Below are 16478 nucleotides of genomic sequence, written 5' to 3'. Positions count from 1 at the left end.
ACGAATCAAGGTTAATTCAGCGGGCAGGTTTTGTTTAAAATTGGGTTAAGTCTTTGGCCTGACGGCTCTTGTTTATATATTCTCTCCGGTATTCGCGCGGTGGCATGCCAAAGCATTTGGTAAACACTTTTGCAAAATATTTGGTGTCCGGATACCCTATGCTTTCGCATATTTCATACTGCTTCAGCTCAGGGTTTTTCAGCAGCAGGCACGCCTTTTCCATACGGAGTCCTGTGAGATAATTGACAAACGTCTCTCCGGTCACCGTTTTAAATACTTGTCCGAAATAATGGGGGGTGAGATGAACCTCCTCTGCCGTTCTTTTTAAAGAAAGGGGTTTGTCCAGGTTTGTTTTCATATAGGTGATCGCCCGTTCCACAATGGCCTCGTGATACGTTTTGGGAGACTCGGCATCGCCAGATTCTTCTCCCTTTTTGGTTTCCGCGTCCAGAAGGCTGTCCACAATGGAGAATAACTCATCGGTATCAATCGGCTTTGTTACATATCCTTTTGCCTGATACCGCAGGGCGGTACACGCATAGGTAAACTCCTCGTACCCGCTGATGAGAATGACGCTGATCCCCGGCTTGGTTTCATAAAGACGCTGCAGCAGCTCCAGGCCGCTCATGTCCGGCATATGGATATCTGTCAGGATCATATCCAGGTCTTCCTGTTCCACCCACTGCAAGGCTTCCCGTCCGCTGGCCGCCGTGCCGACCACCTCAATGTTCCGCTCTTTCCACTCCTCCATCGAGCGCAAGCTGTCAGAGATCATCCACTCATCGTCCACGATCAACAGTTTACTTGTTCTCATTGGCGAACCTCCTAGGCAGTTTAATGGTCACATTCATGCCCTGCTGGGGAACACTGTCCACGGACAGCCCGTACGCCTCTCCAAAGTGGAGACGGATTCGCGACTGAACGTTAAGTATGCCCACTTTTTCCCCATACTTGGTGAGCTTCTCGGAGTGATACTCCAGGTTGTGGCGCAGCTCTTTCAGCGCTGTTTTGTCCAGGCCTACACCGTAATCTCTCACCTGCAGGTAGACGGCGTCCTGCTCCAGCCAGCCTTTGATCTCAATGCGTCCGCTGACCTCTTCACTAGCAATGGGGTCCAATCCGTGCAGAACCGCGTTCTCCACGATCGGCTGAATAATCCATTTCACCGTAAATAAGCTTCGGATCTCTTCGTCGATATCGATAGAATACTGAATAGGTTTTTTCAGGCGGATTTGATGCAGTTCCAGGTAGCAGGCCGCGTATTCCAGCTCTCTCCAGATCGGAATCATCGTATCGAACGTACTGATCGAGGCCCTCAGCAGCTTGCCTAAGAGAACGATCATCTTACTGATCTGTGGCTCTTTCCGCTTACGCGCCAGACTGTTGATAGACTCCAGTGTGTTGTACAGGAAATGCGGGTTGATCTGGGACTGCAGCGCGGTCACCTCGGCGTCACGCTTCTTGCTTTGTTCTTCATAAACGAGCTGAATCAGCTCCTTGATCTTCCCCACCATATGGTTAAACCCGAGCCCCAGCTGGCCGATCTCGTCCTTACGCTTCAACTGGAACAGAGAATAAAACTCCCCCCGGCCCACCTTTCCCATCAGGTACTGCAAATAACGGATCGGGCCGGATATGCGGTGGGATAAGTAGAAGGAGACCAGCAGGCAAAAGGCAATGCTTGGCAGGATGATCCAATAGACGGAATTGCGGATACGGTGGATGGGCTCATACAGCTTGTCTTCCTGAAAGTAGCCCGTTAATATCAAGCCTGTTTCATTGTTTGTCCGGGTAACCAGCCGATACACATTGCCGCTTAGATCGGTGATCCGTTCCGCCTGATTCAAGTTCTTGAGCTCTTCCGGACGAAACCGCCCGGTATCTTGGGGATATAGCAATTGACCGCTGCGGTTGGTGATCAGCAGGCCGATTTCCGTTTCTCCAGGGACGCTATCCGAAAGGGAGGAGCTTTGAAACAAGCTTGCCAGCACATCACGCTTAAAATCGATAATCAGCAGCCCTTTGGCTTTCAGATCCCTGCTGAACACCTGCTGCACGTAAGAAAACACCTGCTCTTGCGGTTCTTGGTTACTATACGGTCGATCGTGCAGAGGGGTCAGCCTGTGCTCCATGGATAACGGGGGCAGATGCGGAATCCAATGGTAGTTGTAGAAGCCGCTGTGCTCCCGATTCAATGAATAACCATAGGTATAGACATAGCCCTGCTCGTTTATCAGAGTGATCCCCGCGTTTTCAGGCCGGATGACATGAATGCCGGTAAACACTTGATCCAGCGGGAGAAAGGAACGCAGATAGTTATCGTAATCCTTGTTTTTCAGAAAGTCGGAGACCGTGGGGCTTGTATTTGAAATCTCGCCCATTCGTATCAAGTCGTTGAGATAAAAGGTCAGCACCTTGGAATGCTGCTCTAACACGGAGGAGGCATCCTTATTCAATTTCCGGGTCAGTAAATCGGAGACATTGCTGTAGGTCAGAAGCCCCGCCAACGTCAAAGGAACGATCGACAACAGCAGAAAGCAGATTAAAAGTTTAAAAAAAATCGAGTGGATGAAGGGCACTGCTGCCGGTCTTCCTTTCAAGGATTCCACTTTTTCGCCCCCTTTTTCCACGATTTGAACCATTGTTTATCATCCAAATTATTTTAAAATTTAGATAAGACGACGGCCGTCAATAAAACTAACATCAGGGAGTGGATTTCATGCTAATTAGAAACCTTAAAAAAATTTTGGCGACTGCCTCCGTTTCGTTACTCTTGGTAGCCGGGTGCTCTTCACCCACGGGCTCTAGCTCCAATGCCCCGGCGGAGAATAAAGAGCCGGCCGCAGCTGCAGCCGCGGATAATAAGCAATTAAGCTTGCTGATTCCTAACTTTTTCAACGATACGGAAAAGCATCAATGGGAAAGTGTAGTGAACAAATTCAAAGAATTAAACCCTGGTGTTGAAGTGACTTTGTCTAATGGTGATGTTAACACAGAGTCAGGAAAATTGACAACAACTCTGCAATCAGGTGTTACCCCTCCTGACGCTATCCTCATGAATGCAGGACCGGGTCGTGTCAGTATTTTGTCGGATGTGGGTCTGATTAAGCCGCTCGATGATTGGTATGCCAAGAACAGCTGGAAAGACAAGCTTCAGCCGTTTGCTTATCAAATGGCGGCCGTCAACGATACAATCTATGAATTGCCCCATACCGTCGATGCGATTGAGGTCTATTACAATAAAGATATTTTTGCAAAATATGCTATTCCGGTTCCCCAAACGGGCGATGAGTTTGTAGCAGCGATGAAGAAGCTGAAGGATAACGGGGTCACCCCGCTGAATACGGCGGCCCGTACTTCGTTTACCGTTGGCGGCCTGTTCTCCAACATCTTGGAGTCCGTTGCAGGCAGAGATGCCGTGGAAGCCCTGCTGTATGGAGAGAAACAATGGACCGACCCGGAGATTGTCAAAGCAGGGGAAATGCTGGCGGACTGGGCCAAGCAGGGATACATCGGGAAAGAGTCCATGTCTCTTAATCTCGCCGACCTTCAGTTAAGCTTCCTGGACAAAAAGGTGGCCATGATGATCTCGCCTACCCACCTCATTTCCACGATCGTAGACAAGAAGGTGGAAGACAGCATTGGAACGTTCTCGATGCCATCCTTTATCAGCGGGGAGAAGACAGAACCGACAGGCGGTCTCGGCTACACCTGGGTCGTTCCGACAAAAGCCGTTCACCCCGAGCAGGCTGAGAACTGGCTGAATTTCATTGTCTCCGAAGATTATGCCAACGTCGTATTGAGTGATCCGTCTTACAATCTGATTCCTACTTCCCAAGCGGCATTGAACGTCAAGCCGGCGGGTGCGCTGCTGGCAGGTGCGATTCAGTCTATCAAGGCGAGATCGGGCTACAACCCGAGTGTATTTATCGGAAGTGAAGCTAAAGAGGCCTACTACCAAAACCTGGTCGGACTTGTCGGAGGTTTGGTAAAGCCGCAGGAAGCGATGGAAAAAATCGCCGAAGGCGTCAAAAAGGATCAGGAGGCCGGTTACCAATTAACTAGATAGGAAGTGAAGAATACCATGAAACCGCTGCCTGTTCAAAGTGCTGTTAACATAAGATCCCGTTTGCAAGTCAGACACTGGAGCCGGAAAGCGAAACGTTTTGCGGTGGTGCTCTCCTTCTTGGCTCCCTCCTTGCTTTTATACGGACTATTTATGCTCTATCCAATGTTCGACGCGGTCCGGCTTAGTTTATTCGATTGGGACGGAGCTTCCCCGACCATGTCTTATATCGGCTTGGACAACTATATGAACTTATTGAAAGACGATGTATTCATGCAATCTTTGTTCCATAACCTTGTATGGGTCGTCATCAGCCTCACCCTCGTGGTCATTCCCACTCTCGTGCTTGCGGTCCTGATCAGCAAAGTAAAAAAAGGGAGATTGTTCTTTCGTGCCGGGTTCTACCTTCCTTCCGTCATTTCATTGGCGGTGGTGGGGGTGCTCTGGGCCAAGATTTACGATCCCCTGATGGGTCCGATCAACGTCACGTTACAGAAAGCGGGCCTCGGAGCTCTGGCGCATAACTGGCTGGGAGAGCAATGGACGGTGCTGCCTGCTCTGGTAATCGTCGGAACCTGGGCGTTTTACGGGTCTTTCCTGATCTTGTACCTGGCAGGGCTGCAGAACATTGACCCTTCCTTGTACGAGGCGGCCGAGATCGACGGAGCAGGACCGGTCCGCAAGTTTATCAGCATCACCATTCCAAGCTTGCGGTACACCATGAACGTAGTTATAAGCATGGTTATCATCTACGCCTTTAAAGGTTTTGCCCTCATCTGGATCATGACCCAAGGCGGTCCTTTCTATAAAAGCGAAGTGGTCTCCACGTACATCTACAAATCAGCTTTTGGCATGAACAAAGTGAGCTACGCAACAGCAGGTGGCGTACTGTTGGCCGTTATTGTCATCACGCTGACCATTTTGTTCAATCAATGGCGGGAAAGGCGGGAATAACGTATGAGACAGCTGAGTGCCGGAGGGAAATCACAGGTATTATTGCTGATGTTCCTGACGATTTCGCTTATGGTTATCATCATGCCGATCCTTTGGGTGGTTCTGGGAAGCTTCAAGACCACTTTCGAAATTGCCAATCATCCGTTTGCACTTCCATCTACCTGGAATTTTGACAACCTGAGAGAAGCGTGGGAGCTGGGGAATTTCAAAACCTATTTTATCAACAGCGCGTTTATCACCGGCATTGGAATGCTCATTGTATTCCTGACTGCGTGTCCGGCAGGATATGCGTTCGCGCAGATGTCATTCCCGGGAAATAAGCTTCTATTATATTTGTTCATTTTTGGATGGTCGCTGCCGGTTCAAGCCATTATCATTCCGGTCTTCTTCCAATTGAAATCCTTGGGCCTTGTCAATACACTGACGGGCATCACCCTTGTCTCGGTCGGAATGGCGCTTCCCTTCTCGGTATTTCTGATGCGCAACACGTTCAAGGATGTGCCCAAAGAGCTGCGCGAATCCGCCTATGTCGATGGAGCGGGAGAGTGGAGAGCTTTCCTGTACATCATGCTGCCGATGGCCAAGCCCGGCATTGTGGCATTAATGGTATTCACCTTTATGAATATATGGAACGACTTTTTGCTGCCGTTGGTCCTGCTGATTTCCGAGGACAAGTATACGATTCCGCTTGGGCTGCTTTCGTTCCAGGGGAACAACGGCTCGAATTACGGACTTATTTTCGGCGGCACTTTGATCAGCATGATCCCGAGTATTGTGGTTTACCTGATTTTTCAGCGGCAGTTTGTGGAAGGCATGTCGGCTGGGTCGAACAAATAACCAACCGAAGGACAAGCACATGAAATGGATAAAAGGAGAGAATGGGCATGGCAACGATAACCGATTTGAACAAAGAACAGTATCCTTTTCCGCAGACTTGGGGAGGCATCCAGTGGCTGTACGGACAAGAGATCGACCCCGAGGCGGAAATGACCTTCGGCATGGTATATATCAACGCGGGAGAATCCAATCCAAGACATATCCATCCCAACTGCGAGGAAGTGATCTTCGTGCTTTCGGGTGAATGCGACCATTCGCTCGGGGACGAGATATTTCATCTGAAGCCGGGCATGCTGCTGCGTATTCCGCAAGGTGTGCCCCATAACGCGACAGTGACGAGCTGGGAGCCTTGCCGTATGATCATTGCTTACTCGGCGGGTGACCGCCAGACCATAGGTGAATAATCGCTGCACTTATATCCCGAGATCCATCATTCAACAGGAGGACTGACCGTAATGAGACCAATTAAATTCAACTATGAATACGACCGCAAAATCAAGGCCGGCTTTATCGGGTGCGGCGCCCATGCGTTTCGCAACGTGTATCCTACGTTTGACTATGCCCCGGTTGATCTGGTGGCCGTCTGCGACTTGAATGCGGAACGTGCAGAAATCTATCGCAAGCGTTTCGGGGCGGAGAACATATACACGGATTACAAGGAAATGATCAAGCAGGAGAAATTGGATGCCGTCTTCGTCGTGCTTAATTTCGATAAAGAGGGTCGTCCGATGTATCCCCGGATTGTTCCGGATCTGTTAGAGGCCGGATTGCCGGTCTGGATGGAAAAGCCTGCAGCTTATACCGCTGATGAAGTGGAACGGATGCTGGAAGTGGAGGAGCGGTCCGGGCAATTCGTACTGGTAGCCAACAAGCGCTACTTCTACCCGACGTTTGAAAAGGCGAAGCAAATCATTGGTCTGGAGGGGTTCGGCCAACCGGTGTCGATTAACGGCCGCTATCCGCTCACGCTCAGTCCCTATCAAGAGGATATAGCTACCCGAACGGGCTTGCATTGGTTCCAGGATATCTGCCATCCGATGTCGGGCATTCACTTCCTTATGGGAGAAGTCAAAGAGATGTGCTTTATTGAGCATCAGCCCAGCGGAAACGTACAGGCCTTGCTGCAGTTCAAATCCGGCGGAATCGGCAATCTTCAGCTGGCCTCGACGCAAGCGCCAACCAGTCCGCTGGAGCGCTTCGAAGTGATCGGCAGCAATCAAAATGTGGTGATAGATAACGGTATGCGCCTGATTTATTATAAGGGGTCAAAAGGAAGCGGCGAATACGGCAAGGCGCCTGTGTATATCGGCGATGATCCGGCAGACGGTCCTGTACTATGGGAACCCGAGTTTTCGCTCGGCCAAGTGTATAACAAAAATCTCTTCCTGCAGGGGATGGTCCAAAGCGTCAGTTACTTTGCCAATGCCGTATTGGAAGGCAAAAAAATAGAACGCTCCACGCTGAGAGATTCGCTTCATCTTACCAAGATTTTCGACGCTTTCAAGCAGCGTTCCGGCAAATGGATCACCATCGGCTAAGACTACTACCTGAAGGGATGAGGAACATTTGATGAAATTTAGTGTGTTTACCGATATGCTGGGGTTTGAAACCTTTTCGGATGCTCTAAAGGCAGCGGCGGAGCTCGGCTTTTCCTCCATTGATTTGCGTGCGAAGCTGGATGGCGACACGATTGATACCATCTCGCTGGAGAAAGCGAAAGAGCTCAAAACACAGATCGATCAGCACGGCCTGCATGTCAGCAGTGTCAGTTCATGGGCGGTTAACTCCTGCGCCTTTTCCGGGCCTCCGAAGTATGACAGTCATGATGAAGGACATCATCGGCAGATGACGGAGGTGCTGGACCGGCTGTTTGATTTGGCGGAAATCTTTGATGCGCCGCATGTCCGCGTCTATTCTCTGCATCGCCCGGAAGGGTTTGACCAGTGGACGGATGAGCAAAAAGAAGCGGAGTACCGCTATAATGCGTCCATTATGCGCCGGCATGCCCAGCATGCGGAGCGGCGGGGGAAAATGCTGCTGGTGGAAAACGAGCCTCCTACCATGTCGAGCAACGCCAAGGAGCTTGGCCTGTTAATTCGCTACGCGGACCATCCTAGGCTGAAAATTAACTGGGATATCCTCAACGGCTGGCGCGCCGGGGAGTACCCGACGGTAGAAGCCTACGAGCATGTCAAAGAATATGTATGGCAGACCCATATCAAAGGGGCATACCGTAAAGCAGATTCGGCAACGGATGAACATCCGTTTGGCGAGTTCGGGAATTTTGCCATTCCCGGGCAGGACGATTACGATCACAAACCGGTCATGTCGGCCATCGCCAAGCATGATCCGCAGGCCGTAATGACCATTGACCCGCACTACATGTCGCTGGACGAAAAGGACAAGCTGGGGGAAGTGGAAGTCATACGCCGGAGCAAGCTTTTTTTCGAATCGATTGCCGCAGATTGAGTGAATGAATGGAGCCGATAACGATAATAGCAGGTTGCCCCTCCGCTGTAATGCTGAGGGGCATTTCGCATTAAAGGGATTGGTCGGATAGGAATTGGCCGCAACCCTAAGCTTTGCAGGTCAACACCCGTACGCCCGGAGCAGACCCCGGACCCAGGTGAATCGACCGGTCGCTGATCGCCTCGACATCCTGATGGTCATGGGTGACGAACAGGCAGGTCATCTGCGCTTTCTTCAGAATCGTCCGCAGCTCCGAACGGATTGCGTCCTTCAGTCCCGCATCGAGGTTGCTGAAAGGCTCATCCATCAGCAGAACCGCCGGCTTCTGGGCAAGCGCCCGGGCAAGCGCCACTCTCTGCTGCTGTCCGCCGCTCAGCTCATGCGGGTAACGATCCTTAAATTCGCCGAGCTGGACAAGCTCAAGCATTTCTTCCAACCGTTTGGCCCGTTCTTTGCGGGGGAGACGGTGCAGGGCGAACTCGATATTTTTGCGGACCGTCATATGAGGGAACAGGGCGTAATCCTGAAACACCATGCCGACACCCCGCCGCTCCGGCTGGATGTAGCAGCCCTCATTCACAACGGGAGCCCCGTTGATCCGAATCTCCCCGCCCGAAGGAGTTTCCAGACCCGCGATCAGCCGCAGCAGCGTACTTTTTCCGTTGCCGCTTGCTCCTACGATCCCGACGATATCCCCTTTTTCAATGGAACAGGAGAACCGGTCGATCACTGCAGACTTGCCCCGCTCATAAGAGAAGGATAGATTCCGGATGTCTACGATACTCATTGCTCCCACCTCCTGTCTAAATAATGCATAACGTAAACCGAGATCAAGCTGATGCCAATGATAAGCAAAGAGGGAATGGCCGCCTCGAAAATCTGTTCATCGCTGGCATACCGGTAAGCCTTTGTAGCCAGGGTCTCGAAATTGAAGGGTCTAAGGATCAAAGCCAGCGGCAGCTCCTTGCAGATTTCCACAAAGGTCAGGAGGCATCCGCTCATCACCGCGCCCTTAATCAAAGGCAGATCCACCTTGAAAAAGGTTGCAGTCATTCCGTGCCCCAGCATCCGGGACGCTTCCGTATATTTCCGGCCCATTTTCTCAAACCCGACTTCCACGGCGTTGTACCCGGTAGCCATAAACCGGATCACATACCCCGCGATCAGCATCGCGAGAGTCAGGCTGAGCACGAGGGGGATTCCCCCAAGCGTGAGCTGATGATGAAAGGCAGCCCAGATTTTATCCAGCTTCAAAAAAACGACCAGTACACCGATGGCGATAATGGCTCCGGGCATCGAATATCCGGCGGTTATCGCCTTGGAGAGCACGAATGATGCGGTGGAACGCGTCCGGTTGGCCGTAGCGGCAATCAGCGAAAAAATCATGATGATCAAGGTGGAGATAACAGCCACGAACAAGGTTTGGTAAATCAGCCGGAACAATCCTGCGTTCCACATGCTGTCAAACGTCCAGCCCGCCCATACGATTAATTGCAGAAGCGGGAACAAAAAGGCCGCGCACCAAACGATCATACAGAACAGGGAGGCTGCCCACCCGCGAGCTCCCGTTAAGCGCCTCGGCACAAGCGGCCTCGACTTACTCGTCGTCGAGCTGTATGCGCGCCGTTTGCGCAGCAGCATTTCGACCAGGAACAAGCCGATGACAATCATCATGAGCCAGGCGGCAAGGCGCATCGCCGAATCGGCGTCATACATCCCGAACCAGGTCTGGAAGATCGCTGTCGAGACGGTCTGTATGCCAAAATAACTCGTTACCCCGTAATCGCTCAGCACCTCAAAAATAACGAGGCTGATACTACCCGCAATAGCCGGACGGGATAAAGGAAGCGCGATCCGCAGGAATATAGACAAGCCATTCCTTCCCAGCAACCGGGCGTTCTCAATATATGAGGCGCTCTGTCTTTCCAGAAACGATTTGGTAATCAGGTATACATAAGGAAACAGAAACAAAGTAAATACAAGGACCGCGCCTCGCATGGAGGAGACGGTAACAAACTCCTGATTGGGGACAATTCCGAACCGGTTCCGCAGTGTCGTCTGGACAACGCCGGTGTAGCTGAACATCGTGCTGTATGTAAAAGCGGCGATGTATGGAGGAATGGCTAGAGGAAGAATCAGCGCCCATCTGAAGAACCTTTTTCCCGGAAAATCAAAGACCGCCGTAAGCCAGGCCAGCGTTACCCCGAGCAATGCTGTCAGCACGGCAACCGTCAGCGTCAGCTGAACCGTCTGGGCGATATAATCTTTTACGAGGTACTGCCTGATTTGAACCCAATTGCCACTTGGCGGATTAAAGATCGAGAGCAGTACAAAAAGAATGGGCAGCAAAATAACTGCCGCCCCCGCCAAGCTTACGATTCGCCAACCGCTAAGGCGTCTTTGTATCTGTACCTTAACTGTGTTTAGATTCATAAATTATTTCCAGCCTGTTTTGTTTATGATCTCAATTGCTTTGGCATTATTAACGCCCAATTTGTTGAAATCGATTTGCTGCGTTTTGAACGTTCCCCAGGATTTGAGCAGCTCGGGCAGCTCGGCCTTGGCATTGACAGGGAATTCGAAGTTTTCATTGGTAACCATCGTCTGCGCTTCGGCGCCGATCAGGAATTCGATCAGCTTGACGGCGTTGTCCTTGTTCTTGCTGTACTTGGTTACAGCCGCGCCGCTGATATTCACATGAGTGCCAGTCGTTTCCTGGTTCGGGAAGAAGACGCCGATGCTTTTGCCGACCTTCACTTCTTCCGGATCATCCGAATTGATCAGCAGGCCCACGTAGTACGTATTCATCAGCGCCACATCGCCTACACCGGCGACAATCGCCTTGGCCTGGTCACGGTCGTTGCCTTCCGGAGTGCGGGCCAGATTGGCTACCAATCCTTTGGACCATTCTTCCGCTTTCGCTTCGCCGTTCAGTTCAATGAAGGAGGACAGCAGGGACTGGTTGTACAAGCTGGAGGACGGACGGACAAGCACTTTGCCTTTCCAGGCCGGGCTGGTCAGGTCCTCATAGGTGGAGAGCTGCTCCGGCTTTACGCGATCCTTGGAGTAGACGATGACGCGGGCGCGTGTGGAGAGTCCAATCCATTGATTATCCGGGTCACGCAGCTCTTTCGGAACATTCTGGTCGATCGTTGCCGAAGTGACAGGCTGGAGCAGTCCGGCCTGTTTGGCATTGTTCAACACGCCGCCGTCTACCGTGAGGAACAGGTCGGCCTGTGTGCTTTCGCCTTCACGCTTCATGCGCTCAATCAGTTCCTCCGCTTTGCCTTCAATCACGTTCACTTTGACGCCGGTTTCTTCCGTGAATTTCTTATACAGCAGCGCGTCCACATCATAGTTCCGGGCGGTATAGATATTGACCACTTGCTCCGCAGCCTGTGCGCTCGGCTTAGCCGTCTCTTTTGTATTCGCCGAACCGGCTTCACTCGCCTTGTCCGCTCCACATCCGGCCAACAGACCGGCAGCTAGCACTCCCGTCAGCAGTGGAGCAAAGAATTTACGCTTCCCCATTTCCAAACATCCCCCTAGATAATGATTATTATTCTCAATTAGCAACATGATAACTTCAGTGCTTTCTTTATGTCAATAAGTTTAAATTCAAACATCTTCAGAATTTATGATAGTTATTTTAAATAAGCATATTTTCGTCACAATTTCGCGGGTGAATTCCACATCCTGGGATATAGGAAGATATAGTTACAAATTTGTTCTTATTAACGAAATGAATGTATGCAGAATCGTGCTTGTTTTTCTTATAAAAAACGAGGTTACACAAGGATTGACAGTCTTGTTTTCCATATAATAAAGTATCAATAGTTACAAAATATTAACTAATTGCCGCTCTCAGCTAACCCCGCAGGCATTGAAGGGAGAACAAGGTTCTGAAGAAAGTCATTCTGTCGCTAATCGCAGCCGCCGCTATATTTACTTCCGCCGCTCCCAGTACATATGCAAGCGAAGTCAAGCTTGAGAGTGTCGTGAACCAGGTTCTCGGAACGCCTTACCAGTATGGAGGCAATACCACCTCCGGCTTCGATTGCTCCGGATTTGTCCTCTATGTGCTAAAGAAATTTAATGTCGATGATCTGCCGCGCACCTCCCAGTCCCAGGCCAGGGTTGGAACTTCAGTGGCCAAAGACGATTTGCGCACCGGTGATTTGGTATTCTTCAATACGTTCGGCCGAGGGATTTCTCATGCGGGAATTTACATAGGTGACGGCCAGTTCGCCCACTCCTCCAGCAGCAAGGGAGTCAGAATAAGCAGGCTGTCCGATTCGTATTACCAGGACCGTTATGTTACCGCCCGCCGGGTGGTTGATGAGAAGAGCTACGCCAGGATGATTGGCGATTAAATGAATAAAAAAGGACAAGCCGTTGGCATTTCGCCTGGCTTGTCCTTTTTAAATTCCCCGATACTCCCGGTCACACCTCTCCGACAATCTCTCCGCAGCTTGAAATGTCGTACCCGCCGAGCCCGCTTACTTCATGCTTGAATTCGGGTGACCGCAGCGTGGCCAGAAGCGCCTGGAATTGCGGTTTGTCCATATCCTCCTTGTAAAAGACCAGATCGTACCGCTCCTTCTTGAGCGGAATGAAATCGACGCCGGACACCTGCTGCGCCGCTTTCTCCGTACCGATCCCCACGTCGGCAATGCCCCGCGCAACGGCGCTGGCCACAGCGATATGGCTCGGCTCTTCGTGCCCGTATCCCTGAATGGAATGGGGATCGATGCTGCCAGTGCGCAGCCATTCATCCAGCATGATGCGGGTTCCCGAGCCTTTTTCCCGGTTGGCCAGGACGATACCCGGCTCCAGCAGGCTCTCCCAGGAGCGCAGATTCTTCGGGTTGCCGGGAGCGACATAGAATCCCTGATTACGGTACACCAGATTGACAATGACGCTCCGGTGTCCGGGCAGCAGCCGGCGGACGTAGGGCGTGTTGAACTCATCGGTCTCGGCGTCCCATAAATGGGCGGCCGCGAGATTGGCGGTGCCCCGGTAAAGGGACAGCAGCCCGTCCAGACTGCCGACGTAGGAACGAAGGGAGCGGACGGTGGGGGTTCTTTTTTCCATATGGGTGGCAAGTACATCAAGAACAATGTCCTGGCCGCATATAATAAGTCCCTGGTTATCGATAATCAGCTTCTCCATGGATACAGCCGGAGGTGCAGGCTGAGGCTTCTCGGCAGCATAGGACGGGCGGGTGTAGGCTTCGAGGTCGGCAGGGGCGACCCGCAGCTTTTTGCCGATCCGGTAGGACGGAAGCTCACCCCGTTTGATCAGGTCGTATACGGTGCCTTTGGATATGTTAAGGATTTTGGACACTTCTTCGGGTGAATAGGAAAGTGTGCTGTCTCGCATGGGGAAGATCACCTCGTCAATATTCGTTCATAACTAGCTCTTGTCAATTATTATAGGCTAGGATACACTTTTTTTAAATCCGGTTTTGTTGCGTTTCGTGGTGTTTTGTACGGTTTTGTGGGAGGGAGACCCTGATTTATGAATGAAAAAGGCAAAAAATCGTTGCTCGCCGTAATCACAGGAGCGCCCATTGGCTGTCTTGGGGGATTGATCGGACTCGGCGGAGCGGAATTCCGTCTTCCTGTACTGGTGGGTCTGTTCAAGTATCCGACGCGTCAGGCGGTGGCGTTCAATTTGGCCGTCAGCCTGGTCACGCTTATTTCCTCACTGATCATGCGTCTTCCCCAGGCTTCGCTTCCGGCGCTGACGGCGATTCTGCCCGTCATTGTCTCTTTTATCGTCGGCGGAATGGTCGGCGCCTACACGGGAGCGAACTACTCCAAACGGTTGTCCGAACGGACGCTCGAGAAGGTCATCCTCATTCTGCTCGTCTCCATCGGCATTCTGCTGATTGCGGAAGGCATTTCACCGGTGGTTGCTAGCGGAATACCAATGTCTTTACCGGTTGCCGTTCTCGTTGGAATCGCTTTCGGAATGGGGATCGGGATCGTGAGCAGTCTGCTCGGTGTTGCCGGAGGGGAACTGATTATTCCGACGCTGCTGCTCGTATTCGGGGTGGATATCAAAATCGCGGGCACTGCCAGCGTACTGATCAGTCTGCCGACCGTGGTGATCGGGATGATCAGGCATGGTTCCAATGGGGCCTATGCGGAGAAAAAAGAATGGAAGGAACTCGTCGTTCCCATGGGGATTGGCTCGATTATCGGTTCGTTCATCGGTGGCCTCTTGATCAGTTACGTGTCCTCCAGCCTGCTGAAACTGGTGCTGGGCTTCATTCTGATCCTGTCCGCGATCAAGATGTTCACCAAAGCGCTGAAAACGGCGCGGGCAGGCAAGGCCGTCATTGCGTCCCCCGCCCGTGAACGGAAGCTATAGCTTCCCGTACCCGCTTCAGCGTATCCCCGAAATCGGCGCCGTCACTGTTCCAGATAACGGCGTCCGCAGGCTGCATATAGGCTTCGGTGAGCTCCTGCTCCCGGGCCTTTTGCAGCCTGCTTGCCGTTTCGGCAGTGTCTCCTCCTCTTTCGGCCAGCCTTCTGGCGAGAGAAGGGAGGTCGGCGCCGATGTAGATGGCGGCAACATGCTTCTTGTAGCGCTCTTTCAGCGCAAGCACGCCGGCCAAATCCAGGATAATATTGGCATCGCCCGGGCCGGCTATCGCTTCCTCGATGCTGGAGCGGAGCGTGCCGTACCATTCACCGTTATACTCGGTCCATTCGATCAGCTCGCCGCGCGACATTTTCTCCCGGAAGCTCTCTTTGTCCAAAAACACGTAATGCACGCCGTTTATTTCATTCGTACGCGGTGGACGGGTCGTCGCCGTGATGATCCGGGGGAACCCGGGCCTCGTAAGCTGCCGCTGAATCTCGCTTTTGCCGGAAGCGGACGGTCCGTACAGCACAATAATGCGTCCCAATGCCAACACTCCTTACCTGGGGAAATGGATGCATAAAACGGGATTCGGGCCAGTTGCCCGGCCAAAGACGAAAGACGCGAGCGGTTTAATCTTCCGGCGACAATAGCATTTCGATATGCTGAATCCCGTCCTCCAGATAGACTTCTGACACCGGCTCGAAGCCAAAGGAAGCGTAGAAGTCCTGAAGATAAGCCTGAGCATGGATTTTCACACGGGTTTCCCGTAACTGCTCCCGGACAAATGCAAGCCCCCTGCCGAACAGCTCTCGGCCAAGTCCCGTTCCCCGGAGCTTCGGATCGACAATGAACCGGCCTACCGAGGCTTCTGAGTAAACCACGCCGGGGGGCAGAATCCGGAGGTAGGCGACGATCTCGCCGTTATCCTCTAAATACAGATGATGACACGCCGGGTCCTTGCCGTCCACCTCGGAATAAGGGCAGTTCTGTTCAACGACGAAAATGTTGGTTCTTGCCTTCAGTATATGATAGAGCTCCAGATTGGACAGCTCGTCAAAAGCTTTCAGATGCCAGTTCATCAGCACTCACCTCATAGAAGTCTTGGATTTCTTGCCGAAGTTCCCCAAGAGCCGCATCCGCTTCTGGCTTTCCGTCTCGGATCGGGTCATAATGGAACCAAGGTGTCTTAATGTCTATAAGTATAAATTTATTTTGTTGTATTTACAATAATTATCGAAACAGGAGCGTTGACATGAGAGAGATTTTACGTGAGATCGGAATGATTGCCAGAGCCTTCGACTCCATCAGCAATATCGAATTTAAAGAACTGGAGCTGACGAAGGGGCAGTATTTATACCTGGTTCGTATCTGCGAGCATCCCGGGATCATTCAGGAGAAGCTGGCCGAGATGATCAAGGTGGACCGGACGACCGCAGCGCGCGCCATTGCCAAGCTGGAGCTTCAAGGGTTTATCGAGAAGCGCAGCGACCCGGACAACCGGAAGATCAAGAAGCTGTATCCGACCGCTAAAGGGGAGGAAGCGTATCCTTTTTTAAAAAGAGAATCCGACTATTCCGACCAATCGGCCCTGGCTGGCTTGTCCGGTGAGGAAATCGAGACGCTGCACAAGCTCTTGAACAGGGTGAGGCGGAACGTCGAACAGGACTGGGAATATGTGAAAAAAGGCAACAAGCGAAGTTATTAGGCTGCCACCGCGCAAAAATAAAGACGATGGCAGCCTCCCGGCCAAGCTCCATCGCCTTCGTCCAACAAGGAT

The 16478-nt window shown here is 51.8% G+C and carries 17 protein-coding genes; 9 read left to right on the top strand and 8 right to left on the bottom strand.

Going from position 1 to position 16478, the window contains the following annotated elements; all coding sequences use genetic code 11:
* Positions 1-34: 34 nt before the first annotated feature.
* Both PSAB_RS20090 and PSAB_RS20085 read right to left on the bottom strand, forming a co-directional pair.
* Positions 35-814 (bottom strand): response regulator transcription factor, encoded by a 780-nt coding sequence (locus tag PSAB_RS20090; RefSeq protein WP_025336379.1) that lies wholly within the window; start codon positions 812-814, stop codon positions 35-37.
* The gene (locus PSAB_RS20085; RefSeq protein ID WP_025336378.1) at positions 801-2642 is read right to left on the bottom strand and encodes a cache domain-containing sensor histidine kinase; all 1842 of its coding nucleotides are present in this window, start codon (positions 2640-2642) and stop codon (positions 801-803) included. The genes PSAB_RS20090 and PSAB_RS20085 overlap by 14 nt, the downstream gene beginning before the upstream one ends.
* Before the next feature lie 77 nt (positions 2643-2719).
* Between PSAB_RS20085 and PSAB_RS20080 the strand changes: the two genes are divergently transcribed.
* The 6 genes from PSAB_RS20080 (at position 2720) to PSAB_RS20055 (ending at position 8326) form a co-directional block, all read left to right on the top strand.
* Positions 2720-4069 (top strand): ABC transporter substrate-binding protein, encoded by a 1350-nt coding sequence (locus PSAB_RS20080; protein ID WP_084266577.1) that lies wholly within the window; start codon positions 2720-2722, stop codon positions 4067-4069.
* A gap of 216 nt (positions 4070-4285) precedes the next feature.
* Positions 4286-5020: a carbohydrate ABC transporter permease gene (locus tag PSAB_RS20075; RefSeq protein ID WP_158442607.1), complete on the top strand. Its 735-nt coding sequence runs from the start codon at positions 4286-4288 to the stop codon at positions 5018-5020.
* Between the two features lie 3 nt (positions 5021-5023).
* A complete protein-coding gene (locus PSAB_RS20070; RefSeq protein ID WP_025336375.1) occupies positions 5024-5857 on the top strand; it encodes a carbohydrate ABC transporter permease in 834 nt (277 codons plus the stop codon).
* A gap of 47 nt (positions 5858-5904) precedes the next feature.
* A complete protein-coding gene (locus PSAB_RS20065; protein WP_025336374.1) occupies positions 5905-6261 on the top strand; it encodes a cupin domain-containing protein in 357 nt (118 codons plus the stop codon).
* 51 nt (positions 6262-6312) lie between these two features.
* Positions 6313-7395 carry a Gfo/Idh/MocA family protein gene (locus PSAB_RS20060; protein WP_025336373.1) on the top strand — a complete coding sequence of 361 codons (1083 nt, stop codon included), beginning with the start codon at positions 6313-6315 and terminating at the stop codon, positions 7393-7395.
* Positions 7396-7426: 31 nt separating this feature from the next.
* Positions 7427-8326, top strand: a complete 900-nt coding sequence (locus PSAB_RS20055) for a sugar phosphate isomerase/epimerase family protein (RefSeq protein ID WP_025336372.1) — start codon at positions 7427-7429, stop codon at positions 8324-8326.
* A gap of 106 nt (positions 8327-8432) precedes the next feature.
* On the opposite strand, the gene PSAB_RS20050 is transcribed toward PSAB_RS20055, so the two are convergent.
* The 3 genes from PSAB_RS20050 to PSAB_RS20040 form a co-directional block, all read right to left on the bottom strand.
* The gene (locus PSAB_RS20050; RefSeq protein ID WP_025336371.1) at positions 8433-9113 is read right to left on the bottom strand and encodes an ABC transporter ATP-binding protein; all 681 of its coding nucleotides are present in this window, start codon (positions 9111-9113) and stop codon (positions 8433-8435) included.
* A complete protein-coding gene (locus PSAB_RS20045; protein ID WP_338045054.1) occupies positions 9110-10675 on the bottom strand; it encodes an ABC transporter permease in 1566 nt (521 codons plus the stop codon). Before PSAB_RS20045 ends, PSAB_RS20050 begins: the two co-directional genes overlap by 4 nt.
* Positions 10676-10762: 87 nt before the next feature.
* Positions 10763-11857, bottom strand: coding sequence for a Fe(3+) ABC transporter substrate-binding protein (locus tag PSAB_RS20040; RefSeq protein ID WP_025336369.1), 1095 nt, complete (start codon positions 11855-11857; stop codon positions 10763-10765).
* Positions 11858-12228: 371 nt separating this feature from the next.
* Here PSAB_RS20040 and PSAB_RS20035 point away from each other — a divergent pair, with 371 nt between their 5' ends.
* Entirely contained in the window at positions 12229-12699 is a 471-nt protein-coding gene (locus tag PSAB_RS20035; protein ID WP_025336368.1) for a C40 family peptidase, read from the top strand.
* A gap of 70 nt (positions 12700-12769) precedes the next feature.
* On the opposite strand, the gene PSAB_RS20030 is transcribed toward PSAB_RS20035, so the two are convergent.
* Positions 12770-13708 carry a helix-turn-helix transcriptional regulator gene (locus tag PSAB_RS20030; protein ID WP_025336367.1) on the bottom strand — a complete coding sequence of 313 codons (939 nt, stop codon included), beginning with the start codon at positions 13706-13708 and terminating at the stop codon, positions 12770-12772.
* 138 nt (positions 13709-13846) lie between these two features.
* Here PSAB_RS20030 and PSAB_RS20025 point away from each other — a divergent pair, with 138 nt between their 5' ends.
* On the top strand, positions 13847-14704 hold the full coding sequence (locus tag PSAB_RS20025; protein WP_025336366.1) for a sulfite exporter TauE/SafE family protein: 858 nt from the start codon (positions 13847-13849) through the stop codon (positions 14702-14704).
* Here PSAB_RS20025 and PSAB_RS24725 read toward each other — a convergent pair.
* Together PSAB_RS24725 and PSAB_RS20015 are read right to left on the bottom strand one after the other, a co-directional pair.
* Positions 14670-15245, bottom strand: coding sequence for a guanylate kinase (locus PSAB_RS24725; RefSeq protein WP_025336365.1), 576 nt, complete (start codon positions 15243-15245; stop codon positions 14670-14672). The genes PSAB_RS20025 and PSAB_RS24725 overlap by 35 nt on opposite strands.
* Before the next feature lie 85 nt (positions 15246-15330).
* Positions 15331-15780, bottom strand: a complete 450-nt coding sequence (locus tag PSAB_RS20015; RefSeq protein ID WP_025336364.1) for a GNAT family N-acetyltransferase — start codon at positions 15778-15780, stop codon at positions 15331-15333.
* 173 nt (positions 15781-15953) lie between these two features.
* Between PSAB_RS20015 and PSAB_RS20010 the strand changes: the two genes are divergently transcribed.
* Positions 15954-16406, top strand: a complete 453-nt coding sequence (locus PSAB_RS20010) for a MarR family winged helix-turn-helix transcriptional regulator (RefSeq protein ID WP_025336363.1) — start codon at positions 15954-15956, stop codon at positions 16404-16406.
* The last annotated feature ends 72 nt before the right edge of the window (positions 16407-16478 follow it).

Source organism: Paenibacillus sabinae T27, from assembly GCF_000612505.1.
Lineage (GTDB): Bacteria > Bacillota > Bacilli > Paenibacillales > Paenibacillaceae > Paenibacillus_AQ > Paenibacillus_AQ sabinae.
This window is presented reverse-complemented; position numbering and strand designations above follow the sequence as displayed.

Bases quoted from the DNA above. Each gene is read 5' to 3' on its own strand.
- PSAB_RS20075 (WP_158442607.1), top strand. From the start codon at position 4,286: ATGTCTTATATCGGCTTGGACAACTATATGAACTTATTGAAAGACGAT.
- PSAB_RS20070 (WP_025336375.1), top strand. From the start codon at position 5,024: ATGAGACAGCTGAGTGCCGGAGGGAAATCACAGGTATTATTGCTGATG.
- PSAB_RS20050 (WP_025336371.1), bottom strand. From the start codon at position 9,113: ATGAGTATCGTAGACATCCGGAATCTATCCTTCTCTTATGAGCGGGGC.
- PSAB_RS20085 (WP_025336378.1), bottom strand. From the start codon at position 2,642: ATGGTTCAAATCGTGGAAAAAGGGGGCGAAAAAGTGGAATCCTTGAAA.
- PSAB_RS20015 (WP_025336364.1), bottom strand. From the start codon at position 15,780: ATGAACTGGCATCTGAAAGCTTTTGACGAGCTGTCCAATCTGGAGCTC.
- PSAB_RS20065 (WP_025336374.1), top strand. From the start codon at position 5,905: ATGGCAACGATAACCGATTTGAACAAAGAACAGTATCCTTTTCCGCAG.
- PSAB_RS20060 (WP_025336373.1), top strand. From the start codon at position 6,313: ATGAGACCAATTAAATTCAACTATGAATACGACCGCAAAATCAAGGCC.
- PSAB_RS20030 (WP_025336367.1), bottom strand. From the start codon at position 13,708: ATGCGAGACAGCACACTTTCCTATTCACCCGAAGAAGTGTCCAAAATC.
- PSAB_RS20040 (WP_025336369.1), bottom strand. From the start codon at position 11,857: ATGGGGAAGCGTAAATTCTTTGCTCCACTGCTGACGGGAGTGCTAGCT.
- PSAB_RS20025 (WP_025336366.1), top strand. From the start codon at position 13,847: ATGAATGAAAAAGGCAAAAAATCGTTGCTCGCCGTAATCACAGGAGCG.
- PSAB_RS20055 (WP_025336372.1), top strand. From the start codon at position 7,427: ATGAAATTTAGTGTGTTTACCGATATGCTGGGGTTTGAAACCTTTTCG.
- PSAB_RS20080 (WP_084266577.1), top strand. From the start codon at position 2,720: ATGCTAATTAGAAACCTTAAAAAAATTTTGGCGACTGCCTCCGTTTCG.
- PSAB_RS20090 (WP_025336379.1), bottom strand. From the start codon at position 814: ATGAGAACAAGTAAACTGTTGATCGTGGACGATGAGTGGATGATCTCT.
- PSAB_RS20010 (WP_025336363.1), top strand. From the start codon at position 15,954: ATGAGAGAGATTTTACGTGAGATCGGAATGATTGCCAGAGCCTTCGAC.